The organism is Pandoraea pulmonicola (assembly GCF_000815105.2).
GTDB lineage: Bacteria > Pseudomonadota > Gammaproteobacteria > Burkholderiales > Burkholderiaceae > Pandoraea > Pandoraea pulmonicola.
In genome coordinates, this window is the sequence record NZ_CP010310.2 from 1,831,672 (window position 1) to 1,857,430 (window position 25,759).

Sequence of the window (25,759 nt, forward strand, 5' to 3'; positions counted from 1 at the left end):
GCGAAATTCATCCTAATGTGCGCCATTGGCGCCAGGCAATGTCCAAACGGGTCAGAGTTCGTGAAGGATTTTTCCACTCGGTCAACGCGGTGGGCGGCGCCGCGGAAGTGCCGCCTGGCGAGGGCGTCGAGGGGGCTTGGCGAAAATAGGGCGTTGTCCGGGGTGTCGATCGGACGCCTCCGATGGCAATTCCGCTCATCCAATTTGCTGTTTTTGGCTATGGTGCCAAAGCCTCGCCATCCCTAAACTGGGCCCATCGATACGACAGGCGTCAGCGGGGCCGTTCGGATCCCGCCAGGGCGCAGGAGACAGAACATGGATTTCTATACGGAAGACCAGCGCATGATTCGCGATATGGCGCGCGCGTTCGCCACCGAACAACTTGCGCCGAACGCTGCCCAGTGGGATCGCGACTGCGCCCTGCCCGACGCCATGGTCGCGCAGATGGGCGAGTTGGGACTGCTCGGCATGATGGTGCCGGAAGAGTTCGGCGGCTCGTATACCGACTACACGGCCTACGCGCTGGCGATGGAGGAGATCGCGGCGGGCTGCGCGTCCACGGCCACGATGATGTCCGTGCACAACTCGGTCGGCTGCGCGCCGATCCTGAAATTCGGTACGCAGGCCCAGCGCGAGCGCTGGCTGCCCGATCTGGCAGCGGGCCGAAAGATCGGCGCCTTCTGTCTGACCGAGCCGCAAGCCGGCTCCGAAGCGAACAACCTGCGCACGCGCGCGGAGCGCCGCGGCGACAAGTGGGTGCTCAACGGCAGCAAGCAGTTCGTGACGAACGGCAAGCGGGCGGCGGTCGCCATCGTGTTTGCCGTCACGGATCCGGCGGCGGGCAAGCGCGGCATCTCCGCATTCATCGTCCCGACGGACACCAAGGGGTTCGAAGTGGGGCACCCCGAGCACAAGCTGGGTATTCGCGCGTCGGACACCTGTCCGATCACGCTGGTCGATTGCGAGGTGGGCGACGACGCTCTGCTTGGCGAACCGGGGCAGGGGCTCAAGATCGCCTTGTCCAACCTGGAAGGTGGACGTATCGGCATCGCGGCCCTGGCGCTCGGCGTGGCGCGCGCGGCATTCGAGGCGGCGCTGCGCTATTCGAGCGAACGCCAGCAATTCGGCAAGCCGATTCGGGAGCATCAGAGCATTGCGAACATGTTGGCCGACATGAGCACACGCATCAACGCGGCACGCTTTCTGATCCTGCACGCGGCGGCGCTTCGCACGCAGGGCTTGCCGTGTTTGTCGGAGGCGTCGCAGGCGAAGCTCTTTGCGTCGGAACTGGCCGAATGGGTCTGCTCGCACGCCATCCAGATCCACGGTGGCTACGGCTATCTCGAAGACTATCCGGTCGAGCGACATTATCGCGACGCGCGCATCACGCAGATCTACGAGGGTACCAGCGAGATTCAGCGTCAGGTCATCGCACGCGCGTTGGAGTGAGCCGCCATCGGCGCTGACGGCATCGAACGCCGTCTGTGCGTGGCATCGCAGGCGCATTGGGCGGCCGACGCCGCTGCCGGACGCATGCGAAGAACGCGCGTGGAGGGCGCAATACGGCAATACAGAACGCAAACACAGGCCTCGTACACAGGATCCGCGGACAGGGCGCGGAGGCGGCACGCGAGCACCGGGCTCGGCTTGGGGCGTAGTCGAACGCTGGGCGGAGGAGGAAAGAAGTGAATCTGCACGATGGCGCCATCCAGGCGCAGGATGAAGTGTTGTTCGACGTGATCAATGGTTTCGGCGTGATCACGCTGAACCGGCCGCGCGCGCTCAATGCGATCACGCACGGCATGGTGCGTTCGATGTGGGCGCAACTCAGTGCCTGGGCCAGCGATCCGGCCGTTCACGCCGTACTCATCGAAGGGGCCGGCGAAAAGGCATTCTGCGCAGGCGGTGACGTGCGTGCGCTGTACGACAGCCGGGTGAACAACACCAACGAACATCAGGCCTTCTTCGTCGACGAATATCGCCTCGACTATCTGATTCACCGATATCCGAAGCCGTATATCGCGCTACTCGACGGCATCGTGATGGGCGGTGGTATGGGCGTTGCACAAGGCGCGGCGCTGCGGATCGTGACCGACCGGACGCGTCTGGCGATGCCGGAGACAGGCATCGGATTGTTCCCGGATGTGGGGGCGAGCTGGTTTCTCGGGCACCTGGCGCCGACGCTGGCGCGCTATCTCGGGCTGTCCGGCGCGACCATCACGGCGGCCGATGCGCTGTACTGCGGGCTGGCCGACGTCTGGCTCGAAGGCGATGCGCCGGAGCGACTGAAGCACATGCTGCGCGAATTCGACTGGTCGACGACGGTGGCCGGCCCGGGCGCACAAGGCGGTGCGGTGGACTCGACGCCTCTTCTCGAACCGCTTCGCGCGGCGATTCTGCCTTTGGGCCGCACCTGGGCCGACGCGGCACCGCTTGCACGGGTCCGGGCGACGCTCGATCGGCATTTCAGCGCCATCGACGTGTCGACCATCGTGGCGTCGCTCGCGGAGGATGCGCATTCCCCATGGGCCGCGGACACACTGGCGCTATTGAGGCAGCGTTCACCGCTCAGCCTGTGCGTGACCGACCGGCAGTTGCAGAAGGGGCGGCGTCTCGATCTGGCCGATGCCTTCCGGATGGAACTGGGGCTTGGCCATCACGTCTTCGCGTCGGGCGATTTCGTGGAGGGGGTGCGGGCACTGTTGATCGACAAGGACAAACAACCGCGCTGGCGCTATGCCACGCTGGCCGACGTGCCGGCCGCCGAGGTCGATGCCTTCTTCGTCTCACCGTGGCCGGAAGATGCGCATCCGCTGAAAGCGTTAGGCGACAGTTGAACTCGGGCAAACGCATGCGACAATGCCGGTTTTGCGGGGGACCGCACAATCCGTTGGAGTCCAGATGCTCGTCGAAATTGCCCGTCTGCTGCTAGACCTCGTTTTCTCGCTATTCGGCGCCTTGTTGTTGCTTCGCGTGTGGATGCAGGCGACACGACTGCCGCCGCGCAACCCGCTCTCGCAGGGGATTTTTCAGTTCACCAACTGGATCGTGTTGCCGTTGCGGCGTGTCGTCCCTGGCGTTGGCGGCATCGACTGGGCGTGCGTGATCGGCGCCTGGCTATGTGCGATTGTCTACCTCGTGCTGATCACGGCGGTGGTCGGAGTGTCGCCGGTCACGGTGTTCCCGCGCGGTCTGCTCGTCGCGCTCGTGCTCGTCGCGAAATGGGGCGCCAATCTGGTGATGTGGCTCACGTTGCTCATGGCGGTGCTGTCCTGGGTCAACCCGCGCGCCACGGCAATGCCGATTCTGCAGCATCTGCTCGATCCGCTGCTGCGTCCGTTGCGCCGCGTGATCCCCATGCTCGGCGGCTTCGATCTCTCGCCGCTGGCGTTGTTCGTTCTGATGCAGATTCTGCTGATCGTCCTCGCGCGCTTAAGCCTCTTCTTCGCGATGCTCTGAGCGGCCGGCTGGATCGATCGAACCGGCAGGCAGCGACGCTGCCTGCTGCGCTCCGGCATCATTGCCATCGCGACCCACATGACGGGCCTCCCGGGCGACTTCCTTCCCCCCCGAGCGTCCGGCCATCGAAATTCCTTCATTCGAAACCGCGCGCGGCGCGGCCATCATCGTCGGGCGCTGCGCGTCCTTGCGCTCGCCCTTCACGGGTTCCAACCCGAGGCGGCGCAGCACACGGTGACCGTCTTCGGTCACCGTCACCTGGGCTTGACCTTCATTGACCGCCACATGGACGAGGCGCGCTTGCTCGAGCGCGGCGAGATCGGGCAGTTCGAGCGCGTCGGCATCGATCGGTCCCAGGGATGCGGCCGCCAGCAGCAGCGTGGCGATTTCATGCGGGCTCAGCATGGTCATGCTCCTCGAGGCGAATTCTTCACGTCAGCGTAGCGAGCAGATGTAAGCCCGCGACTACGCCATGTTGACTGCACGTTACGACTCGCCTCCGACCAAGCCTCCCCAGGCGGTCCTGCGACTCTGTTGGGTGACATTCTGCGTTGCGCTACGAGTACTACGATTTCTGCGTAGCGAACATCGTATTCCAGACATCGGATCGCCAAGCGTCCGGCAAGTTCGTGCATTCGGGTTTCCCCTAGTATGCCCGCATTTTGCGTATTGCGGGAGCGCATCCCCCTTGTTTTGAGAGGGTTGGCAAGGCATCAGCGACGCTTTGCCGCACACCTCGACGCCGTTTGAACTATTTTTTTTCTTTTGACGGGGTGGCGATGAAAATATACTTTCCTTCACTCCGAAGGATTGCCTGCATTCATGACCCACGCTGATTCGCTGCCCGCCGATTTGCCGCTCACCGAGCGCATCGTGCGCGCCATGCCCGATCTCACGCCAGCGCAGCAGCGCATGGCGGCGTTCGTGCTCGACAATGCGTTTCGCGCGGCGACCATGCGCATAGACGAGTTCGCGAACGCAGTCGGAGTGTCGCTCGCCACGGTCAATCGCTTTGCCCGCGCGCTCGGCTTCGATGGCTATCCGCAGTGTCGCGCCGCGATGGTGCGCGGATTCGAGGCGACGCTCGCTCCTATCGAGAGCCTGCGTACGAGCAAGGCGCAGGTGAGCGCAAGCGCCGATGTGATGGCCGCGTCACTGGCGCAGGCGATGGAAAATCTCGACTGGACGCGCCGCTCGCTCGACGCCGGTACGTGCGAGCGCGCTGTCGACGCGATCCTGCAGGCGAGTCGCATCAACGTCGTTGGACTCGGCGCCAGCGGCTATCTCGCCGGCCTGCTCCACCACGGCCTCGACCCGTATTGCGAGAACGTGCAGGCGGTTGTCGGCGCTGGCGGCTCGACGCATGCCGCGCGTCAGCTGTTCAAGTTGCGCGAAGGCGATCTGGTCATCGCGCTCGCTTTCCCACGTTACGTCTCCGACACGATTACGTTGTGCCGCCGTCTGCGCGGCCGAGGCGTGCGGGTGCTGGTGCTCACCGACAGCCCGACTTCGCCGCTCGCGCCGCTGGGCGACATCGTGATCTTCGTGCGTAGCAAGCCGCGTCTGTCCAGCAACTCCGAGGCGAGTGTGCTGGCCATGATCGATGCGCTGTGCGACGCCGTTGCGCAACGCGCCAAGCACGCGGTCGATAGAGCGACCGAGTTGACCGATTTCCTGCTGCCGTGGCTTGACTCCGCGTCGCTTGCTCCCGCCAATCCGGCACCGGGCGCGGTCGTGAGCAGCGCCGTCTCGGTACGGCGCCCGGCCGCGGCGAACGCCGCGAGCGCGACCTCCGCGACATCGGCACCGGCAGTACCCGCAGCATCAATGGCACCAATAGCATCGATAGCGCCTGCTACAACGCCGGCAGCACTGAATAACGCGGCCGTTGCGGCGACTCCCGTTGCGCAAGGCACAACGAACCTGGGAGCACCCGCCACCCCGCGCCCCGCGCCGGGAAGTCAGGACCGAAAGGACAGAAAGGACAGAAAGGACAAAGCATCATGAGTCACCCCCAACGCGCGGTCATCGCCATCCACGGCGGCGCCGGTACGATCAGCCGCGACACGTCGCCGGAAGAGCTCAAGGCCTATCACGAAGCGCTGGCCGAGGTGCTGCGCGCCGGTCAGGCGGTGCTGGCGGCGGGTGGCTCGGCGCTTGACGCCGTGACGGAAGCGGTGCGTCTTCTCGAAGACTGCCCGCGTTTCAACGCCGGGCGCGGCGCGGTCTTCACCCACGAAGGCACGCATGAGCTCGATGCCGCCATCATGGATGGCACCACGCTCGACGCCGGCGCGATCGCCTGCGTGCACCGCCTGCGCAATCCGATTCTCGCTGCGCGCGCCGTGCTCGAACGCAGCCCGCACGTGCTGCTCGTGGGCGAGGGCGCGGAAGCTTTCGCTGCCGCCCACGGCGCGGCGCTGGTCGATCCCGACTACTTCTACACCGAAGCCCGCCACGCTCAGTGGCAGCGCGCGCTGTCCGAGGCCGCCGTCGCACTCGACCATGACTTTCCGCTCAGGAAGGAGCCGATCGATCCGGACACGAAGTTCGGCACGGTCGGCGCAGTGGCGTGCGACGTCCACGGCCACGTGGCGGCTGCCACGTCCACCGGCGGGATGACGAACAAGGCCGTCGGGCGCGTGGGGGACTCGCCGCTCATCGGCGCGGGCTGCTATGCCAACGATGCCACGGCTGCCGTGTCGGCCACGGGCACCGGCGAAGCATTCATTCGTGCGGTGGCCTGCTACGAGGTGGGCGCCCTGATGGCCTACGCCGGTCTGTCGCTGGCCGACGCCGCCGAGCGCGTGATCCGCGAGCGCCTGCCGCGCGTGCAGGGCCGGGGCGGGTTGATCGCCGTGGATGCGCAGGGCAACGTGGCGCTGCCGTTCAATACCGAAGGGATGTATCGCGGCGTGGCTCGCGTGGGCGAGACGCCCGTGACCGCCATCCACGAATGAGCACACGCGCGCTCGGGGCATTGGCCGGCAGCGCGCATCAGTACCGGATTCAGCAAGTGAAGATTAGCGAGGACAGGCGTGGCAGAGCGTAAGACAACCCCGACGATTTCGTTGCCCGACGAGCGTGTGCTCGCCGTGAGCGGCCTTACCGTGCAGTTCGCGACGTCCGAGCGCGTGGTCACGGCCGTGCGCGACCTGAGCTTCCATGTCGACCGTGGCGAAACGCTGGCCATCGTGGGCGAATCCGGCTCGGGCAAATCGGTGACCTCGCTCGCCGCGATGCGTCTGGTCGAGAACAGCGGCGGACGCATCACCCAGGGTTCGATGATCATGAGGCGCCGCAACGGCAAGCTGGTGGATCTCACGCGCGCGAGCGGCAGGACCATGCGAAGCATCCGCGGCGCGGACATGGCGATGATCTTCCAGGAGCCGATGACCTCGCTCAACCCGGTGTTCCCGGTGGGCGAGCAGATCGCCGAGTCGATTCGTCTGCACCAGGGCAAGGATGCCGCCGCCGCGCGCGCCGAAGCGCTGCGCATGCTCGAACTGGTGCGCATTCCCGAGGCGCGCCGCGTGCTTGGCCGCTTCCCGCATCAACTCTCGGGCGGGATGCGTCAGCGCGTGATGATTGCCATGGCGCTCTCTTGCAAGCCCGGCCTGCTGATCGCGGACGAGCCGACCACCGCCCTCGACGTGACGATTCAGGCGCAGATCCTGCAGTTGATCCGCGCACTGCAGGACGAAATGAAGATGGGCGTGGTGTTCATCACGCACGACATGGGCGTGGTCGCGGAAGTGGCCGATCGCGTGCTCGTGATGCACCGTGGCGACCAGATCGAGGAAGGCCCGTCGCGCGAAATCTTCGCCGCGCCGCGCGAGCGCTATACGCAGGCGCTGCTCTCGGCGGTGCCGCGTCTGGGCTCGATGCAGGGCACCGACTTGCCCGCGCGTTTCCCGCTGCTGCGCTACGACGCGCCGGCCGATGCCAAACCGATCCCCGAAACCCCGCAGCCGACCGTCAGGACCGACGCCGGTCCTATCCTGCGCGTGAAGGATCTCGTGGCGCGCTTCGACGTGCCCTCGGGCTTCCTCGGTCGCGTTAAGCAACGCGTGCATGCCGTCGAGCGCGTGAGCTTCGACCTGTACCCGGGCGAAACGCTCGGGCTGGTCGGCGAATCGGGCTGCGGCAAGTCGACGACGGGACGCGCGCTGCTGCGCCTCGTGGCGAGCCAGGGCGGCTCGATCGAATTCGGCGGCAAGCCGATTCACGATCTCGCGGGACGCGCGCTGCAGACGTTGCGTCGCGACATCCAGTTCATCTTCCAGGATCCGTTCGCGTCGCTCGATCCGCGTCTGACCGTCGGCTTCTCGATCATGGAGCCGCTGCTGGTACACGGCGTGGCGAGCGGCGCGGAGGCCGAGAAACGCGTGGCCGAACTGCTCGAACGCGTCGGTCTGCCGGCCGATTACGCGCAGCGTTATCCGCACGAATTCTCGGGCGGCCAGCGTCAGCGCATCGCGATCGCCCGCGCCCTGGCCTTGAAGCCCAAGGTCGTGATCGCCGACGAATCCGTCTCGGCGCTCGACGTTTCCGTGCAGGCGCAGATCATCAACTTGATGCTCGATCTGCAGAAGGAGTTCGGCATCGCGTTCCTGTTCATCTCGCACGACATGGCCGTAGTGGAGCGTATCAGCCATCGCGTGGCGGTGATGTATCTCGGCCAGATCGTCGAGATCGGGCCGCGCCGCGCGATCTTTGAGAACCCGCAGCACCCGTACACGAAGAAGCTGATGTCGGCGGTGCCGATTGCCGATCCGGCGCGCCGCCACGCCAGGCGCGAGCTGCTTACGGAGGAGATTCCGAGCCCGATTCGCGCGGTCGGCGACGAGCCGCAGGTGCAGCCGCTGGTGGAAGTCGGCGCAGGGCACTTCGTGGCGCGTCACCGCGTGGCGGGCGCTTACTGAGTTTGCTCCGGGGCCTCGCCCCGGATAGTTCGGTAGTTCCAGTAATTCAGGCAGTACCTCGTAGTTGTCGTGTCGTCAAAATTCCCCGCCAAGGGACGCAGTCATGTGACTCGCTCGCGGCGACCCCGTCAGACCAGAAGGAGAAAGACAGATGTCGAAAAACGCTTTGTTGAGCGCGCGCTGGAAAACCGCGTTTGCGTCCGCCGCCGTGGCCTGCGCCGTGCTCGGCGCCGCCCCGGCGTTTGCCGCCAAGGATGTCGTGATGGCCGTGCAATCGACCTTCACGACGATGGACCCGTACGATGCGAACGACACGCTGTCGCAAGCCGTCGCCAAGTCGTTCTACGAGGGCATGTTCGGTTTCGACAAGGACATGAAGCTCATCAACGTGCTGGCCGACAGCTACACGGTCTCGCCCGACGGCCTTGTCTACACGATCAAGCTCAAGTCCGGCGTGAAGTTCCAGGACGGCACGAACTTCGATGCGGCCGCCGTCAAGGCGAACTTCGACCGCGTGACCAATCCGGACAACAAGCTCAAGCGCTACAACCTGTACAAGGAAATCGCCAAGACGGAAGTGGTCGATCCGCATACGGTGAAGTTCACGCTCAAGGAGCCGTTCTCGCCGTTCATCAACACGCTGGCACACCCGTCGGCCGTGATCATCTCGCCCGAAGCGCTCAAGAAGTACGGCAAGGACATCGCCTCGCACCCGGTGGGCACGGGCCCGTTCGAGTTCGTCGAGTGGAACCGCACCGATTACGTCAAGGTGAAGAAGTTCGACGGCTACTGGAAGAAGGGCTATCCGAAGGTCGACACGATCACCTTCAAGCCGGTGGTCGACAACAACACGCGTGCGGCCGTCATGCAGACGGGCGAGGCGGGTTTCGCCTTCCCGGTGCCCTATGAGCAGGCCGATGGTCTGAAGGCCAGCGGCAAGGTCGACGTGATCGCCGGGCCGTCGATCATCCAGCGCTACGTCAGCTTCAACACGAAGCAGAAGCCGTTCGACGACGTGCGCGTGCGTCAGGCGATCAACTACGCCATCAACAAGGAAGCGCTCGTGAAGGTGGCCTTCGCCGGCTACGCCACCCCGGCCGACGGCGTGGTGCCCAAGGGCGTGGACTACGCGGCCAAGACCGGTCCGTGGCCGTACAACCCGGCCAAGGCGAAGGAACTGCTCAAGGAAGCCGGCTACCCGAACGGGTTCGAGACCACGCTGTGGTCGGCCTACACGTACACCACGGCGCAGAAGGTGATCCAGTTCGTGCAGCAGCAGTTGGCACAGGTCGGCATCAAGGCGCAGGTGCGTGCGCTCGAAGCCGGCCAGCGTGTCGAGCTGGTCGAGTCGGCGCCGGATCCCGACAAGGCCCCGGTGCGCATGTACTACGTGGGCTGGTCGTCGTCGACGGGCGAAGCCGACTGGGCGCTGCGCCCGCTGCTGTCCTCGGAATCGTTCCCGCCGAAGCTCTTCAACACCGCGTACTACAAGAACGAAGCCGTGGATGCGGACTTCAACAAGGCGCTGCTCACGACCGACCGCGCCGAGAAGACGAAGCTCTACACGGACGCTCAGCAGAAGATCTGGAACGATGCGCCGTGGGCGTTCCTCGTGACGGAAAAGCTGCTGTACGCGCGCAACAAGAACCTGTCGGGCGTGTACACGATGCCTGACGGTTCGTTCAACTTCACCGACATCTCGATGAAGTAAGCACCGCTGCACGGTGTGCAGTTCCCGCGCCGCCGCCATGAGGCGCGGCGCGGATCCCGGTGCGGCCCGATGGCCGTGCCGCAAGACTTGGTTTGGCAAGACGTTCGGCAAGATTGCGATGCTCACTTACTCTCTCAAACGCCTGCTCGGCCTGATCCCCACGTTGCTGATCGTGGCAGTGCTGGTGTTCGGCTTCGTGCACATGTTGCCGGGCGACCCCGCGCGTCTGGCCGCGGGGCCCCAGGCGGACGAGGCGACCGTGGCGCTGGTGCGTCAGGATCTCGGCCTCGACAAGCCGTTGCTCTCGCAGTTCACGCACTTCATCACGCATGCCGTGCGCGGCGACTTCGGACTGTCGATGCGCAGCAAGCAACCGGTCTCGGCGGAGATCGGCAGCCGCTTCATGCCCACGCTGTGGCTCACCGTGGTGAGCATGGTCTGGTCGGTGATCGTCGGCATGGCGCTCGGCGTGGCTTCGGCCGTGTGGCGCAACCAGTGGCCCGACCGGCTCGGCATGACGTTCGCGGTCTCGGGCATCTCGTTCCCGGCGTTCGCAATGGGCATGCTGCTCATGCAGGTCTTCTCGGTGCAGCTCGGCTGGCTGCCCACGATGGGCGCCGACTCCTGGAAGAGCTACATCCTGCCGTCGATCACGCTGGGCGCGGCAGTCGCCGCCGTGATGGCGCGCTTCACGCGTTCGGCCTTCGTCGAGGTGTTGCACGAGGACTTCGTGCGCACGGCGCGAGCGAAGGGGCTCAACGAAATGCGCGTGGTGTTCAAGCACGCACTGCGCAACGCCATGATTCCCGTCGTCACGATGATGGGGCTGCAATTCGGTTTTCTGCTCGGCGGCTCGATCGTCGTCGAGGTGGTGTTCAACTGGCCGGGCCTCGGGCGCCTGCTGGTCGATTCGGTCGAGATGCGCGACTATCCGGTGATTCAGGCGCTGGTGCTGTTGTTCTCGCTCGAGTTCATTCTGATCAACCTCGTGGTCGACGTGCTGTACGCCGTCATCAACCCGACCATTCGCTACAAGTGAGGCACGCACGATGAACGCGGGTCAACCCATCACGGCCGCCGCTGCGGCGGCCTCCGCCGGCAACCATCGCGTGCGCACGCCATGGCGCGAGTTCTGGCGCAAGTTCAAGAAGCAGCACATCGCCCTCGTCGCCGGGGTGTTCGTGCTGGCGCTGGTCGTCGTCGCGATCCTCGCGCCGCACCTCGTGCCGTTCGATCCGGAGAACTTCTTCGACTACGACGCCCTGAACGCCGGGCCGTCGGCGAAACACTGGTTCGGCGTCGATTCGCTCGGCCGCGACATCTTCAGCCGGGTGCTCGCCGGCACGCGCATTTCGCTGGCCGCCGGCTTCGGTTCGGTCGCGATCGGGGCGGTGATCGGCACCGTGCTCGGCCTGCTCGCGGGCTATTACGAAGGCTGGTGGGACCGCATCGTCATGCGCATTTCCGACGTGCTGTTCGCGTTCCCGGGCATTCTGCTGGCCATCGGTGTGGTGGCCGTGCTGGGCAACGGCATGGTCAACGTGATCGTGGCCGTGGCCATCTTCTCGATTCCGGCCTTCGCCCGGCTGGTGCGCGGCAACACGCTCGTGCTCAAGCACATGACGTATATCGAAGCGGCGCGCTCGATCGGCGCGTCGGACTGGACGATCATCATGCGGCACATCCTGCCAGGCACGGTTTCGTCGATTGTGGTGTACTTCTCCATGCGTATCGGGACGTCGATCATCACGGCCGCCAGCCTGTCGTTTCTCGGTCTGGGCGCGCAGCCGCCCACGCCGGAGTGGGGCGCCATGCTCAACGAGGCGCGCGCCGACATGGTCAACGCTCCGCATATCGCCATTTTCCCGAGCCTGGCCATCTTCCTGACCGTGCTCGCCTTCAACCTGCTGGGCGACGGCCTGCGCGACGCGCTCGATCCGAAACTCGACCGGCATTGATGGAACTGCCTGCTCTCGGGCAGACCCGCGACATGACGCCTACGTCGGACTCTCGTGAAGCCCTGTTCGGCGCCCCCTACGTAGGGCGGTTGCCCGCCGGGCCGCGTCACGCGATCTCCGACGTGCCCGGCGTGTACGTGGGCCACGCCACGCTGGCCGACGGTCCCGTACAGACCGGCGTGACGGTCGTATGTCCGACGCCGGCCGAGAGTGCCATGTCGGCGACGAACGGACAGGCCGTGCCCACCGGGCCGGCCGCCGACTGGGACCCGTTTCGCGCCAAGGTGCCGGCCGCCGCCGCCGTGATCAACGGCTTCGGCAAGAGCGTCGGTCTCATGCAGATCGACGAGCTGGGCGTCGTCGAGGCGCCCATCGCGCTCACCAACACGTTTTCCGTGAGCCACGTGGTGCTCGCCCAGTTGCGCGCGGCCATCGCGGCGAATCCCGAAATCGGACGCGCCAGCGCATCGCTCAATCCCGCCGTGTTCGAGTGCAACGACGGCTACCTCAACGACATGCAGGCGTTCGCCGTGAGCGAGGCGCATTACGCGCAGGCGCTCGCCGAGGCGTCGCCGGACTTCGCGCAGGGCGCCGTCGGCGCGGGACGCGGCATGTCGAGCTTCGGCCTCAAGGGCGGCATTGGCTCGGCGTCGCGGATCGTCGAGACGGCGGGGGCGACGTTTACCGTCGGGGTGCTGGTGCTGTCGAATTTCGGTCGACCGTCGCAACTGACCATTGCGGGACGCCACGTCGGGCCGGTGCTCGACGAGCGACTCGCGCAACCGGAGCAGAGCGCGGCGCCCGAGCGCGGCTCGATCATCATGCTGGTCGCCACCGACGCGCCGCTCGACGCGCGTCAGTTGCGCCGCGTCGCCACGCGCACCGGCGCGGGACTGGCGCGCACCGGCTCCGTCTACGGTCACGGCAGCGGCGACGTCGCGCTAGCCTTCACGACCGCCTACACGGTGTCCCACGACGCGCAGGGCCGCGTCGCGCCGGCGGCGCTCGTTCCCGACGCGCTGCTCGATCCCATTTTCCAGGCGACGGCCGACGCCACCGAGCAGGCGATCCTGCACGCGCTCTTCGCGGCCGAGTCCGTGTTGGGCCGCGACGCACACGTGCGCCGCGCGCTGGGCGACGTGTTGCCCGACTGGGCCGCGCTGTAAGCCTGTCACCGAACATACCGACATCATGCGAATCCTGATCTCCGCCGATATCGAAGGCGTGGCGGGCGTCTTCCACGCCGAACAGACCCGCGCCGGAAACGGCGAGTATGAACGTGCGCGTCGCTGGATGACGCGCGAAGCGAACGCGGCCGTCGAGGGGGCGTTCGCGGGCGGCGCCACCGAAGTGATGGTCAACGACTCGCACGGCGGCTTTCGCAATCTGCTGCCGGACGAACTCGACCCGCGTGCGCGCATCGTGCTGGGCAAGCCGCGCTATCTCGGCATGGTGTCGGGGGTGGAAGCCGGGTGCGATGCCGTCTTCATGATCGGCTACCACGGCAAGGCGCAGAGCGCGGGCATTCTCGCGCACACGATCAACAGCTTCGCCTTTGCGCGTGTGTGGCTGGGCGGCGTGGAGGCGGGCGAAGCCATGCTGTACGGGGCGCTCGCGGGCGAGCGCGGCGTGCCGGTGGTCATGGCCAGCGGCGACGACGTCTTCTGCGAGGAGACGCAACTGATCTTCCCGCACGCCCGCTTCGTGCAGACGAAGGCCGCCTGGGGGCAGGGTAGCGGCATGACGCTCAGTCCCAGCCAGTCGTGCGAGCTGATCCGCGAAGCCGCCGAGGCGTCGCTGGCGGATCCGCGCAAGTGGCATCCGTATGAGGTGCAGACGCCGGTGGAGGTGCGATTGCAGGCGCAGACGACGGCGCTGGCCGACCTGTTCTGCCAATGGCCGACGCTCGAGCGCGTGGATGGCGTGACGCTGCAGTACGAAGCGCCGAGCGTCGAGGCGGCCGTGCGCGTCCTGAATTGCCTGTCCGCCATGTCGTTCATGCTGCGCTGAGTGCAGGCTGCCGGTGCGCCGGTGAGCACCGGCACGGGATGGCAACCCGGGGATTCGACGAACCGGCATTTCGGAACGCCGCGTTTTCCTGGGGACTTACGATAACCCGTTGTATCCATGAGCACTTCAGGGTTTTGGGGCGCCGCGACAGCCACGCCGCCGGCTGGGCAGCCGCGTCAGCCTTGAATTCACCTTGCCATGTTGTTAAGAAGATACTGGGTCAGGGTTCGCCGGACCGGGAGGGCTGCGGGCGGCGTGCGATAATCCGTAATATTTCGTAATAGCTGCACCGTCCTCCAGACGGCAACCTCGGATTATTGAGCGCCGGCCAGTCCCCGGCGGGAAATCATGGAAATCAGAAACGCCCGACGTTGGGCGGAGCCCGGCGCGAAACGGTACGTCGGCGCGTTAATGGTGGTATTCGCTGCGTTCCTGCTTCGCAGCTTGATGCACCCGGTGCTGGACCATTCCATGCCGGGCGTGTTCTTCGCCTGTGCGGTCATCATCGTCGAGTTTGTCTGGGGCCTGGGGCCGGCGCTCATGGCGATGGTCATCAGCATTCCGATCTTCGATTTCTTCTTCGTGCCGCCGTTTCGCGATATCGCCATGGTCGACCGGCGCGACGTCATGATCGTGACCGGCTTCCTCTCGATCACCCCGCTCGCGGTCGTGCTGATCGAGCGGCTGCGCCGTGCGCAGTACCGCGCCGAGTTGATCGCCGAAGTCGCGCAGACGCGCTATGAAATGCTGCTGCGCGCCGAGAACGAGCGCATGGTGCTGTCCGATTCGGTACAACTCGGCAATGCGCTGATGACGTATCTGACGAAGCACCTCGATACCATTTTCTATCTGGCCAATCCGGCCACCCATTATGAGTTCGTCGACGAGCATTTCCGCCGGGCGACGGGCGTGACGCCCGAAGTCGTCAAGCGCGACGGGCTGCGCGCGTTGTTGCATCCCGAGGATGCCGCTCGTCTGGCCGGACTCTTCCGCGCGGACGGCGAGCGCCCGCAGCATGGCGCACACAACCTGCGCATGCGTACGCGCGAAGGCGGTTACGAGATGTTCCATTGCGAGTTGCAGTATTTCCGTGCGCACGTCGGCACCTATGCCATCCTGCGTTTGCATGCGGGACCGACGGTGCGCCCGGTCACGTCGCTGCATGCGCTCACGCCTGCGGCGAACGCACGTGAAGTCAGCGAGGCGCCGGTCGTCTCGGGTGGGGTTTGATGACAACGTTCCAGGAATCCATCTTCTACAAGGGCGGCTCGCACGCCGTGCTGCTGCTGCCGGGGCTGGCGAGCACGCCGCTCGAAATGCGTCCGGTGGCCAAGGCGCTGCATCGTGAGGGTTACACGGTCTGTGTGCCGCATATCGAAGGCTACGGGCTGGGAACGCCGTGCACGAACTGGCGTGCCTGGATTGCCGCCGCGCGCGCGAAGTACCGCGAACTGCGCGACACGCACGACACCGTGTCGGTGTGCGGCCTGAGCATGGGCGCGACGCTGAGCCTGGCCGTCGCACAGGAGGAACCGGACGTGACGGCGCTCTCGCTGCTGGCCGTCACGCTGGTGTACGACGGCTGGACCATCCCCTGGTATTACCCGCTCATCGATCTCGTCTACCACACGCCTTTCCGGAATCGCTATCGCTATCGGGAGAAGGCGCCGTTCGGTCTGAAGAACGAAGCACTGCGTGCGCGGGTGGCGAAATCGATGACGGAGCACGACGCCTCCGAGATCGGTGCGGCCTCGTTGCCGCTGGCGCATCTCTACAATGCGCGCCGTCTTGCGGCGCACGTGCGCGAGCAGCTCGATCGCGTGACGGCGGATTGCCTCATCGTGCATGCCGTGGATGACGACACGTCCAGCCCGCACAACGCGCGCCTGGTCTACAACGGGGTGTCGTCGGCAGTGAAGCAGAAGTGCCTGCTCGGCGAGAGTTATCACATCCTCACGATGGACAACGAACGCGAGACCGTTGCCGACGAGACGCGCCGCTTCTTCCGCGACGCCATCGCGCGCCACACCGGCGCGGCCACTTCCGAGACCCGCATCATCTCCAAGGCGCTGCTGCGCGCCAAACGCCGCCAGGCGGCTGCCTGAGGCTTGGCGCCCGGCGTCGCCTGGCGCACCGTCTTTTTCTCCAGCATCTCCAGTGGTACGCCTCCTCACGTACTTCCGCCGTCCCTCTGTTGCCCCCCGTTTCTCACCTGATGCGACCTCGGGCAGCCTGACACGACCGCGCCAGTATGAACATCGCGAGATGTCATCAAACTGCCATCGGTGGCCGGTTATGGTCGGGTTTTTCCGATTCAGCCGCTTGCGCTTATGGCGGGGCGGCGCTGCAGATCTCCGGCCATGTCATCGCTCGTCATCGATTCCGTCAGCAAGCAGTGGGGCGACACGCACGCGCTTGCCGATGTGAGTTTCTCCGCCGACGCCGGCTCGCTCGTCGTGTTGCTCGGCCCGTCGGGCTGCGGCAAGTCCACGTTGTTGCGCATGATCGCCGGACTCGAGATGCCGACGAGCGGCCGTATCTTCCTCGGCGGCACCGACGTGACCGGGCTGCCGCCCGCGCGTCGCAAGCTCTCGATGGTGTTCCAGTCGTACGCGCTGTTTCCGCATCTGTCGGTGCGCGAAAACCTGCTGTTCGGCCTGCGCGTGCGCGGCGAGCCGGCGCGCGACTATCCGCGGCGACTGGCGCGCGTCGCGTCGCTGCTCGGGCTCGAGCCTTATCTGGAGCGCAAGCCGTCGCAACTCTCGGGCGGCCAGCAGCAGCGCGTTGCGCTGGGTCGCGCCGTGATTGCCGAGACGTCGGTTTGCCTGATGGACGAACCGCTCTCGAACCTGGACGCGCAACTGCGCCAGGAGATGCGTCGCGAGATCCGTGCGCTGCAACAGCAACTCGGCATGACGCTCGTGTACGTCACGCACGATCAGACCGAGGCGATGAGCATGGCCGACCAGGTCGTGCTGCTGCGCAACGGTCGCATCGAACAATGCGGCGCACCGCACACCCTCTATGCCACGCCCGCCACGTCGTTTGCCGCGAGCTTCATCGGCACGCCGCCGATGCAGTTGCTGCGTCTGGTGCGGCATGGCGACGCTCTCGTCCCCGCGGGCCAGACCGGCCCGGCGCTCGCGAGCGCAGGCACGCGCGACACCGCGCTGCTTGGCCTGCGTCCCGAGCACGTCCGCGCGGTGCCGCCGACCTCCGTCGGCGCGGTGCTCGCCACGGTGAGTGCCGTCGAGTACCTGGGGGCCGACACCCTGGTGGCCTGCACGCTCGGCGATGCGGGGGAACTCGCCACGCGCGTGCCGGGGCATCGACCGTTCGCACCGGGCGAGGCCATCGGCCTGCAGTGGGACAGCAGCGACCAGCATCTCTTCGACGCGGCCTCCGGGTTGCGCCTGCCGACAGAGCCGGTGGCGGCCGATCCGATTGCGGCGTCGATCGCATCGGGCAGCAAGCTCGCGCCAACGCCAGAGCGCCGGCAGTACGGCGTGCCGGCGCTGCAGCCGATGGCCGCCGTCGCGCCCGAATCGCGCGCTTGAGCGGGGGGCGAGCCGCTCGTCGACCGGTCACGCAGTTCATACAGCTCACATAGCTCACACACCACCACGCTTACATGGGGAACCTAGCGACATGCGACGCACGATGATGAAAACGTTTGCGGCCGGTGCGGCCGCGCTGGCACTGAGCGGGCTGACGGGGCTCGCCGGCCTGACGGGCTCGGCGATGGCGCAGCAAAAGCCGGTCGAACTCACGTTCTACTATCCGGTGGCCGTGGGCGGCCCGGTGACCAGGATCATCAACGATCTGGTGGCGGACTTCGAGAAGGAGCATCCGGCCATCAAGGTCAAACCGGTCTATGCCGGCACCTACCAGGATTCCGTCGTCAAGGCGCTGACCGCCGCCAAGGCAGGCACGCCGCCGCAAGTCGCCGTGCTGGCTGCCGCCGACGTCTTCACGCTGATCGACGAAGACGCCGTGGTGCCCATCGACAGCATCGCCAACACGGCCGCCGACAAGCAGTGGCTCGACGGTTTCTACCCGGCGCTGATGATGAATTCGCGCATCAACGGGCATACGTGGGGGGTGCCGTTCCAGCGCTCGACCATCGTGATGTACTGGAACAAGGATCTGTTCCGCGAAGCCGGCCTCGACCCGGATCGCGCGCCCGCGAACTGGACCGAACTGGCCAGCTATGCGCAGAAGCTCACCAAGCGCGACGCCTCGGGCAACGTCACGCAGTGGGGCATCAAGGTGCCGTCCACGGGCTTCGGCTACTGGCTGTTCCAGGCGTTTACGACGCCCGCCGGCATTGAGCTGATGAATCCCGCGGGCAACAAGACGTTCCTGAATGCGCCGCAGGCGGTGGAGTCGCTGCAATTCTGGGTCGATCTCGCCACGAAGTACAAGGCCATGCCCACGGGCTCCATCGAGTGGGGCACCACGCCGAAGGACTTCCTCGAGAAGAAGGCGGCCATCATCTACACGACGACGGGCAACCTCACGAACATCCGCACCAATGCTACGTTCCCGTTCGGCGTGGGCAAGATGCCGACCAAGGTGCGCGGCGGCAGCCCGACCGGCGGCGGCAACTTCTACGTGTTCAAGAAGAGCACGCCGGAAGAAAAGCAGGCGGCCATGACGTTCATCAAGTGGGCCACCACGCCCGAACGTGCGGCGCAGTTCGGCATCGACACGGGCTACGTGGCGGTGACCCCCGCGGCCTGGGAAACGTCGGCGATGAGGCAGTACGTGCAGAAGGTGCCGGCCGCCGCCGTCGCGCGCGATCAACTCGGCAGCAGCGTGGCCGAGTTCTCCACGCACGACAACCAGCGCGTGACCAAGGCGCTCAACGACGCGCTCCAGGCGGCGCTGACCGGCACCAAGTCGCCGAAGCAGGCACTGGACGACGCGCAGCGCGAAGCGGACCGCATTTTGCGTCCCTACGCCCGTTAAGCGTCTTACGTTGCGCCTTATGTTGTGCCTCGCGATGGCGCCGATCATACTGGCCCGGCCCATCGCGCTCTGTCTTGCCGAAAGGCGGGGTCGGAATGCACCTGCCGCGACGCGGCGCGTTCCGGTCCCGAGTGTCGAATCGATGGACTATCAATGAATCGTTCCTCTTCCTCGTGGGTGCCCTGGCTGTTGCTGTTGCCGGCGCTGGTGCTGCTCATCGCGTTCACTCACTATCCCGCCGTGGCGACGCTGTGGCACAGCGCGTTCTCGAACGCGCGCGCCGGTGCGCCGTCCGTCTACGTCGGCGCCGAGAACTATCGGCTGCTCGTCGACGATCCGGTCTTCTGGCAGGCGTTGCGCAACAACGTGCTCTTCGCGCTCATCACCGTGCCGGTCGCGATCGTGCTGGCGATCGCCATGGCGTTGTGGGTACATCGTCAGGTGCCGGGCCGCGCGTTGCTGCGCCTGGCGTATTTCACGCCCGCGATTCTGCCGATGATTGCCGTGGCGAACATCTGGCTGTTTTTCTACACGCCGCAGTATGGCCTGATCGCACAGGTTTCGCAGGCTTTCGGCTGGGGGGATCACAACTGGCTGGGACAACCGGGCACGGCGCTCCCGGCGCTGATGGTCGTGACCGTCTGGAAGGAAGCCGGATTCTTCATGATCTTCTACCTGGCGGCGCTGCAACAGATATCGCCGACGCTCGCCGAAGCGGCGGCGCTCGAAGGCGCTTCGCGCTGGCAGTTCTTCCGCCGCGTGCAGTGGCCGCTGCTCATGCCCACGACGGTGTTCGTCGTCATCAATGCGCTCATCAATGCGTTCCGCCTCGTCGACCACATCGTGGTGATGACGCGCGGCGGGCCCGACAACGCGACGCAATTGCTGCTGTATTACATCTACCAGGTGGCGTTCAGCTTCTGGGATACCTCGTACGCGGCAGCGCTGACCGTGGTGCTGCTCACGCTGCTGGCCGTCGTGGCCTTCGTGAAATTCCGACTGCTCGACTCACGCACGCACTACCAATGACGATCTCCGCTCATCCGACCCCGGGCGCCGGGGCGTCCGTCGACAAACGCGCGGCGCGTGCCGCTTTCTCCGCCGCCGGACACTCGAGCGCGGTCGATGCCGCCGGTGCGTGGCTGCTCGGCCTGTTGTGGCTGCTGCCGCTGCTTTACGCCGTATGGAGCGCGTTCCATCCGTCGGCCTATGCCACGCGCTTTTCGTTGAGCGCGCCGCTCACGCTCGATAACTTCGTGCATGCGTGGCAGGCAGCACCGTTCGGACGCTATCTCGTCAATACCTTTGTCCTGGTGACGGTGATTCTCGCCGCCCAGATCGTGCTTGCGACGCTGGCGGCTTACGCCTTTGCTCGCTTCACGTTCCGCGGCAGCGAAGTGGCGTTCATGATCGTGCTGCTGCAACTGATGGTCATGCCCGACGTGCTCATCGTGGAGAACTACCGCACGATCGCGTGGATGGGGTTGCGCGACACGATTCTCGGCATTGCGCTGCCGTATTTCGCGTCGGCGTTCGGCATCTTCCTGCTGCGTCAGGCGTTCAAGACCGTGCCGAAGGAGCTCGACGATGCCGCGCGCGTGGAAGGCGCCAACGCGTGGCAGGTGCTGTGGCGCGTGTATGTACCGCTCGCGCGTCCGGTGTACGTGGCGTATGCGTTGGTGTCGATCAGTCACCACTGGAACAACTTCCTGTGGCCGCTCATCGTGACCAACTCGGTCGAGACGCGCCCGCTCACCGTCGGTCTGCAGGTATTTTCGTCGACCGATCAGGGCATCGACTGGTCGCTTATCACGGCGGCGACGCTCATGACCGCCGCGCCGTTGTTCATCGCGTTCCTGCTGTTCCAGCGGCAGTTCGTCCAGTCGTTCATGCGTGCGGGGATTCGCTGACGGAATCGCTGTGGTGTGGCGGTACGCCGCGTCGGCGCCTCACCGAAGGGGGCGCAAAGGCAAAACGGCACGCGTGGCGAGTGCCGTTTCGTTCAACGTCTGACGTAGAGACCCTTGCGACCGGCATGCCGGCCGCGTCCCGGACGTTCATCCGGTTTGGCGCGGGCTTCCCGTCCCAGTTATTTGTCCGCTGCCTTCACGAGCAGGATCGGCAGCGTCGTGATGCGCAACAGCGTTTCGGCGACGCTGCCGAGCAGCAGACGGTTCAGGCCGCGACGGCCGTGCGTGCCGAGCACGATCACGTCGGCGCTCCACTCCTGCGCGTCGCGCAGCACGGCATCGGCGATTTCGTCGGTGCCGGCTTCGAGCGAGATCATCTTCGTCTCGGCATCGACGCCGCGCTTCTTCAGATCGGCCTGCGCCTTGGCCAGAATCTCGCTGGTTTCCTTCTCGAACGATTCCTGGCTCTCCAGGGGAACGAAACCGCTGTAGGCGCCGGCGGCGTAGGCATTGGCGAGGGAGGGCACAACCGACACCAGGCGGATCTTGCCGTGGCTCAGTGCGACGAGCTTGACCGCTTCGTCGATGGCACGGTTCGACGGGGTGCTGCCGTCGATCGAAACCAGAATGCGTTCATACATGATGGCGTCCTCTTTGGGCTGGTAATGCGTAAGCGCGTGAATGCGCGCGCGCCGCGGCGTCATGCGTCGGATGCCGAGGGTTCCGCAAGCGGAGGTGGCAGGCGCGGCAATTCGTCGCGATGACTTGATTCTCGCACCGCGTGCGGCGCAAGTCATCCCGCGCAATGGCGGCAAATTGATCGCACGCAATAACGTATCGTAATGCCAACGGAGGACGGATGCACGCCAGGAGGGGGCGGGTATCAGTCCGCGTGGCAGGCAATCACGAGATTGGCAACGCCGCCGCTCACATCGCGCGTGAGCACGTCGTAGTTCTTCTGCGCACACTGGGTGCGTGCGCGCTGCTCGCAATCTCCCGCGATGGTGGCCGAGCACTGGATTTGCTGGGTCGGACGTCCATCGGAGGTGAACAGCGGGGCGGACGAGCCACAGGCGGACAGCGTGACGGTGAGAAGCCCCGAGGAAAGCAGAATGGCGATCTTGGCGAGATTTTTCATGGTAGTCGTCTTACAGGCTCACGCGAGTATAACGCGGCGTTGCGACAGTGCACGCGGGGTTGCCCAACCGCTCCACGGGCGTGGCGGATGCCTCGAATCTCCGGGGCGCCGGGGGGCCGCCAGCCGTTTCAGACGACGCCCGCGCCGTCGGGCGGGGGCGGCAGTTCGCCGGCGAGCCGCTGCCGGCGCAGTGTGCGCAGGCTGTCGAACACGATCAGCGCGACGCCGATCCAGATTGGGACATACGTCCATAGCCCGCTCTCGGTGAAGGGCTCCCCCAGCAGGAAGACGGAGACGGCAAAGAGCAGTACCGGTTCCACATAGCTCAGGATGCCGTACACGCCGATCGGCAGGATGCGCGCGGCGGCGAGCGTGCTGGCGAGGGCGCCGGCGCTGAGCAACCCGAGCGCGGGCAGCCAGAACCAGAAGCGGGGCTCGCCGGCGACCATGGCGTTTGCCGGCCATGCCTGCCACAGCACGACGGCGGCCACGGGCGTCATGGCGAGCAGTTCGAGGATGAAGCCGCTCAGTGCGTCGATGCGCAGCCGGCGGCGCAACATGAAGTAGGGCGGATAGCCGAACATGATCAGCGCCGTGACCCACGACAGTGCGCGTGTCGCCCAGAGTTCGTGGGCGACGCCCAGCGCCGCGGCGAGCACGGCTGCCGTCTGCAGTGGCGAGAGGCGTTCCTTGTACACCGTGCGTCCGGACAGCACCATGGTGAGCGGGAGCAGGAAGTAGCCGAGCGAGGCCTCGAGCATGCGTTGTTGCAGCGGCGCCCACATGAAGAGCCAGAGCTGAACGCCAAGCATCGCCGAGCAGAGCAGTACGGCGCCGAGCAGGGCGGGCCGATGCAGGACGTGGGAGAACGTACTGTTCAGCACGTTCCAGCGTCGCAGCACCGTCACGATGACGAGCGTGCCCGGCAGGGTAAGCAGGATGCGCCAGGCGAAAACATCCAGCCCGGAGAGGGGCGCCAACTGCGCAACGAGCGCGGGCATGATGGAAAACATGACCGACGCCGAGACGGATAGCATTACGCCGCGACCGGAAAGCATGGGTGTCCTGTGAGAGAAACGAAGCAACGCCACGGAGCGAAGGCGCCAGGCGCAGGCGTGCGCCCCGAAGGCAGGCCGCGAGCATAGCAAATTTGCACCAGATTCGGGCGGTGCGGGGCAATTTGTGGCGATTTACATCAGAATTTCGCACTGGACGCGTATCATCGTCATGCGCCGATTCGGGCGCCATCGGTTTTCGTGATTGCCACCCAAGGTGGCGCTTTTGCAGGAGTTTCGAGCATGTCGTCCGTCCCCGTTGTTGCCGCTGTGGCCGAGTACGCGGCGTTCGCCGCGTCGCTGGCCGATGCCGTCCGGCCGCTCTCGCTAGGCTGGTTCCGCCGCCGCCTGGCCGTCGACGACAAGGCCGACGAGAGCCCGGTCACGATCGCGGACCGCGAAGTCGAGACGGCGTTGCGCGAAGCCATTGCGGCGCGCTATCCGTCGCATGGCATCTGGGGCGAGGAGTTCGGCAAGCAGGGCGTGGACGCCGAGTTCGTCTGGTCGGTCGATCCGATCGACGGCACGCGCAGCTTCATCACGGGGCACCCGCTGTGGGGCACGTTGCTCGCCTTGCTGCACCACGGCCAGCCGATCGTCGGTGTGATCGACATCCCGGCCACCGGTGAGCGCTGGGTAGGCGTCAACGATGTGGCCCGCGGCGCGCGCGAGGCACGCTTCGGCAACGCGCCGTGCACGACCAGCCCCGTGACGGCGCTTGCGGATGCCACGGTGTACGCCACCTCGCCCGATATTTTCGATGCCGCCGAGTCCGTGCGCTTCGAGCGCCTGACGAAGGCCGTGAGCCGTCGCCGTTTCGGGGGGGATTGTTACGCCTACGGCTTGCTTGCGAGCGGCCACATCGAACTGGTGATGGAAGCCGGCCTGCAGACCTACGACTATCTCGCCGTCGCGCCGGTGGTCGAGGCGGCGGGGGGCGTGATCACCGACTGGGAGGGCAAGCCGCTCACGCTGAACTCGCAGGGGCGCGTGCTCGCCGCGGCCAACGCCGAGCTGCATGCCGCGGCGCTGGCGTGCATTCAGGACGCTTGAAGGGAAGCGGGGAGCGCGGGTGTTCGGTGAGCCAGGAGGCGACGCGGGCTCCAGTGGAGGCAGCCGCGTCCCGCTTCCTCACGCGATGCGATGGGGGATGCCGCGCCAGATTCGCGGCAGCAGCACGCCGAGCACGACGCCGCGCGTGGCGAGAAATCCCATGAGCGCTACCCACAGGCCATGATTGCCCCACGCGTCGAGCGTGAAGGGCATCACCGCGCCGAAGACCACCAGTCCGATCAGCGACGACACCAGCAGCTCACGCGTGCGCGTGGCGCCGATGAACACGCCGTCGAGCTGGAAGCACCATACGGCCACGATCGGCGAGAGCACCGCCCAAGGCAGGAATTCGCGAGCCGTCTCGCGCAGTATCGGTTGATCGGTGAGCGCGTCGATGATCGCGCCACCCGCCGCGGCATACACGAGCGCGAACGCCACGGCGCAGCCGAGCGCCCAACCGAGCGACAGTCGTATCGCGTGCAGCAACGCCTGACGCTGCCGCGCCCCCACGTAGGCGCCCACGAGCGCCTCGGCGGCGTGCGCGAAGCCGTCCAGGCCATAGGCCATGAACGTCTGGAAATTCAGGAGGAGTGCGTTGGCCGCGAGCGTCGTGTCGCCCAGCCGGGCGCCCACGCGCGCGAACCACGCGAAGGCGAGTTGCAGGAGCAGCGTGCGCAGGAAAATGTCGAGATTGAGCCGCAGCAGACGCCAGATCGCGCTTCGTTCGATCAGCGTGGCGAGACGCAGCGGCGGCAGGTCGGGGGTGCGTGCGGCCCAGAGCAGCCAGGCGCCGAGCGCGAAGCCGAGCACGTCGGCCAGGGCGGTAGCCGCCGCGATGCCGGCCACGCCCCAGTCGAAGCCTCGTACGAATACGAGCACGGCCACGATGTTGATCAGATTGATGAATACCTGCACGGTGAGGCCCTGCCGCACGCGCTGACACGCGAGCAGGTAGCCGAGCACGACGTAGTTGCCGAGCGCGAGCGGCGCCGCAAGAATGCGGATGCTCGCGTACTCGCGCCCCAGCGCCTGAACCTGTGCGCTGCCGCCCAGCCACGACACGCCCAGGGTGACCAGCGGTGCGTGGAAGAGCAGCAGGACGGCGCCGATGGCGAACGCCAGCGCCAGCGCGCGGGCGAGGGTATCGCGCAACTGGACCGCGTCACGCGCGCCGTAGGCCTGTGCCGCGAGCCCGGTCGTACCCATGCGCAGGAACGAGAAGCCCCAGAACAGCAGGTTCAACAGGAGCGCTCCGAGGGCGACGCCGCCGAGATAGGCGGGCCCCGGCAGATGGCCGGCGACCGCCGTATCGACGGCCGAGAGCAAGGGCTGGGTGAGATTGGCGAGCACGATCGGTACCGCCAGACGAAGCAATTGCCGGTGACCGGCGGCCGCAGGGGCAGGGTTCATGGATGAGAGGTGCGGCGGCCGGTCATGGCGGCGCCGTCGGTATCCGCACGCGGCGGCAGGTTGTGAGTGGGCCGATTATACGTCCCGGATGTCGCGATGGCGGACCGGCGGCGCCGCAGCGTGCGACAGGCCGCCGCCCAACTCGCCCTTGACGCCGAC

The 25,759-nt window shown here is 66.2% G+C and carries 23 protein-coding genes; 18 read left to right on the forward strand and 5 right to left on the reverse strand.

Annotated elements, in window-relative coordinates; translation table 11 throughout:
• The first annotated feature begins 315 nt into the window (after nt 1-315).
• From RO07_RS08005 to RO07_RS08015, 3 genes are all read left to right on the forward strand, one after another.
• The gene (locus tag RO07_RS08005) at nt 316-1,449 is read left to right on the forward strand and encodes an acyl-CoA dehydrogenase family protein (RefSeq protein WP_039409614.1); all 1,134 of its coding nucleotides are present in this window, start codon (nt 316-318) and stop codon (nt 1,447-1,449) included.
• A 236-nt stretch (nt 1,450-1,685) separates the two neighbouring features.
• A complete protein-coding gene (locus RO07_RS08010; protein ID WP_039409617.1) occupies nt 1,686-2,837 on the forward strand; it encodes an enoyl-CoA hydratase/isomerase family protein in 1,152 nt (383 codons plus the stop codon).
• 64 nt (nt 2,838-2,901) lie between these two features.
• Nucleotides 2,902-3,459, forward strand: coding sequence for a YggT family protein (locus RO07_RS08015; RefSeq protein ID WP_039409620.1), 558 nt, complete (start codon nt 2,902-2,904; stop codon nt 3,457-3,459).
• Here RO07_RS08015 and RO07_RS26365 read toward each other — a convergent pair.
• On the reverse strand, nt 3,433-3,864 hold the full coding sequence (locus RO07_RS26365; protein WP_039409623.1) for a hypothetical protein: 432 nt from the start codon (nt 3,862-3,864) through the stop codon (nt 3,433-3,435). The two genes, RO07_RS08015 and RO07_RS26365, sit on opposite strands and share 27 nt — an antisense overlap.
• A 417-nt stretch (nt 3,865-4,281) precedes the next feature.
• Here RO07_RS26365 and RO07_RS08025 point away from each other — a divergent pair, with 417 nt between their 5' ends.
• The 14 genes from RO07_RS08025 (at nt 4,282) to RO07_RS08090 (ending at nt 20,944) form a co-directional block, all read left to right on the forward strand.
• Nucleotides 4,282-5,466 (forward strand): MurR/RpiR family transcriptional regulator, encoded by a 1,185-nt coding sequence (locus tag RO07_RS08025; RefSeq protein ID WP_039414706.1) that lies wholly within the window; start codon nt 4,282-4,284, stop codon nt 5,464-5,466.
• Complete coding sequence (locus RO07_RS08030; protein ID WP_039409626.1) at nt 5,463-6,419, forward strand: isoaspartyl peptidase/L-asparaginase family protein; 957 nt, start codon at nt 5,463-5,465, stop codon at nt 6,417-6,419. The genes RO07_RS08025 and RO07_RS08030 overlap by 4 nt, the downstream gene beginning before the upstream one ends.
• A gap of 78 nt (nt 6,420-6,497) precedes the next feature.
• Nucleotides 6,498-8,384, forward strand: coding sequence for a dipeptide ABC transporter ATP-binding protein (locus RO07_RS08035; RefSeq protein WP_039409627.1), 1,887 nt, complete (start codon nt 6,498-6,500; stop codon nt 8,382-8,384).
• A 151-nt stretch (nt 8,385-8,535) separates the two neighbouring features.
• Complete coding sequence (gene gsiB / locus RO07_RS08040) at nt 8,536-10,095, forward strand: glutathione ABC transporter substrate-binding protein GsiB (protein ID WP_039409630.1); 1,560 nt, start codon at nt 8,536-8,538, stop codon at nt 10,093-10,095.
• A 118-nt stretch (nt 10,096-10,213) separates the two neighbouring features.
• Complete coding sequence (gene gsiC, locus RO07_RS08045) at nt 10,214-11,134, forward strand: glutathione ABC transporter permease GsiC (protein WP_039414708.1); 921 nt, start codon at nt 10,214-10,216, stop codon at nt 11,132-11,134.
• 10 nt (nt 11,135-11,144) lie between these two features.
• Entirely contained in the window at nt 11,145-12,053 is a 909-nt protein-coding gene (gene gsiD / locus RO07_RS08050) for a glutathione ABC transporter permease GsiD (RefSeq protein ID WP_039409632.1), read from the forward strand.
• Between the two features lie 32 nt (nt 12,054-12,085).
• Nucleotides 12,086-13,219 (forward strand): DmpA family aminopeptidase, encoded by a 1,134-nt coding sequence (locus RO07_RS08055; protein WP_052267550.1) that lies wholly within the window; start codon nt 12,086-12,088, stop codon nt 13,217-13,219.
• Nucleotides 13,220-13,244: 25 nt separating this feature from the next.
• Nucleotides 13,245-14,063, forward strand: coding sequence for a M55 family metallopeptidase (locus RO07_RS08060; RefSeq protein WP_039409635.1), 819 nt, complete (start codon nt 13,245-13,247; stop codon nt 14,061-14,063).
• A gap of 348 nt (nt 14,064-14,411) precedes the next feature.
• On the forward strand, nt 14,412-15,293 hold the full coding sequence (locus tag RO07_RS08065) for a DUF4118 domain-containing protein (RefSeq protein ID WP_084072514.1): 882 nt from the start codon (nt 14,412-14,414) through the stop codon (nt 15,291-15,293).
• A complete protein-coding gene (locus RO07_RS08070) occupies nt 15,293-16,168 on the forward strand; it encodes an alpha/beta hydrolase (protein WP_039409637.1) in 876 nt (291 codons plus the stop codon). The genes RO07_RS08065 and RO07_RS08070 overlap by 1 nt, the downstream gene beginning before the upstream one ends.
• 255 nt (nt 16,169-16,423) lie before the next feature.
• Nucleotides 16,424-17,620, forward strand: a complete 1,197-nt coding sequence (locus RO07_RS08075; RefSeq protein WP_084072515.1) for an ABC transporter ATP-binding protein — start codon at nt 16,424-16,426, stop codon at nt 17,618-17,620.
• A gap of 91 nt (nt 17,621-17,711) precedes the next feature.
• On the forward strand, nt 17,712-19,034 hold the full coding sequence (locus RO07_RS08080) for an ABC transporter substrate-binding protein (protein ID WP_039409640.1): 1,323 nt from the start codon (nt 17,712-17,714) through the stop codon (nt 19,032-19,034).
• A gap of 153 nt (nt 19,035-19,187) precedes the next feature.
• The gene (locus RO07_RS08085) at nt 19,188-20,063 is read left to right on the forward strand and encodes a carbohydrate ABC transporter permease (protein ID WP_039409643.1); all 876 of its coding nucleotides are present in this window, start codon (nt 19,188-19,190) and stop codon (nt 20,061-20,063) included.
• Complete coding sequence (locus tag RO07_RS08090; RefSeq protein WP_237171400.1) at nt 20,060-20,944, forward strand: carbohydrate ABC transporter permease; 885 nt, start codon at nt 20,060-20,062, stop codon at nt 20,942-20,944. Before RO07_RS08085 ends, RO07_RS08090 begins: the two co-directional genes overlap by 4 nt.
• A gap of 179 nt (nt 20,945-21,123) precedes the next feature.
• Here the strand turns inward: RO07_RS08090 and RO07_RS08095 are convergent, their stop codons facing one another.
• The 3 genes from RO07_RS08095 to rarD all read right to left on the reverse strand — a co-directional run bounded on the left by RO07_RS08095 (nt 21,124) and on the right by rarD (nt 23,095).
• Nucleotides 21,124-21,585: a universal stress protein gene (locus RO07_RS08095; RefSeq protein ID WP_039414722.1), complete on the reverse strand. Its 462-nt coding sequence runs from the start codon at nt 21,583-21,585 to the stop codon at nt 21,124-21,126.
• Nucleotides 21,586-21,827: 242 nt separating this feature from the next.
• The gene (locus tag RO07_RS08100) at nt 21,828-22,082 is read right to left on the reverse strand and encodes a hypothetical protein (protein WP_052267120.1); all 255 of its coding nucleotides are present in this window, start codon (nt 22,080-22,082) and stop codon (nt 21,828-21,830) included.
• A 128-nt stretch (nt 22,083-22,210) separates the two neighbouring features.
• Nucleotides 22,211-23,095, reverse strand: a complete 885-nt coding sequence (gene rarD, locus RO07_RS08105; protein ID WP_418303706.1) for an EamA family transporter RarD — start codon at nt 23,093-23,095, stop codon at nt 22,211-22,213.
• A 285-nt stretch (nt 23,096-23,380) separates the two neighbouring features.
• Between rarD and hisN the strand changes: the two genes are divergently transcribed.
• A complete protein-coding gene (hisN, locus tag RO07_RS08110) occupies nt 23,381-24,190 on the forward strand; it encodes a histidinol-phosphatase (protein WP_039409646.1) in 810 nt (269 codons plus the stop codon).
• Between the two features lie 78 nt (nt 24,191-24,268).
• On the opposite strand, the gene RO07_RS08115 is transcribed toward hisN, so the two are convergent.
• Nucleotides 24,269-25,600 (reverse strand): MATE family efflux transporter, encoded by a 1,332-nt coding sequence (locus RO07_RS08115; RefSeq protein WP_039409649.1) that lies wholly within the window; start codon nt 25,598-25,600, stop codon nt 24,269-24,271.
• Between the last annotated feature and the right edge of the window lie 159 nt (nt 25,601-25,759).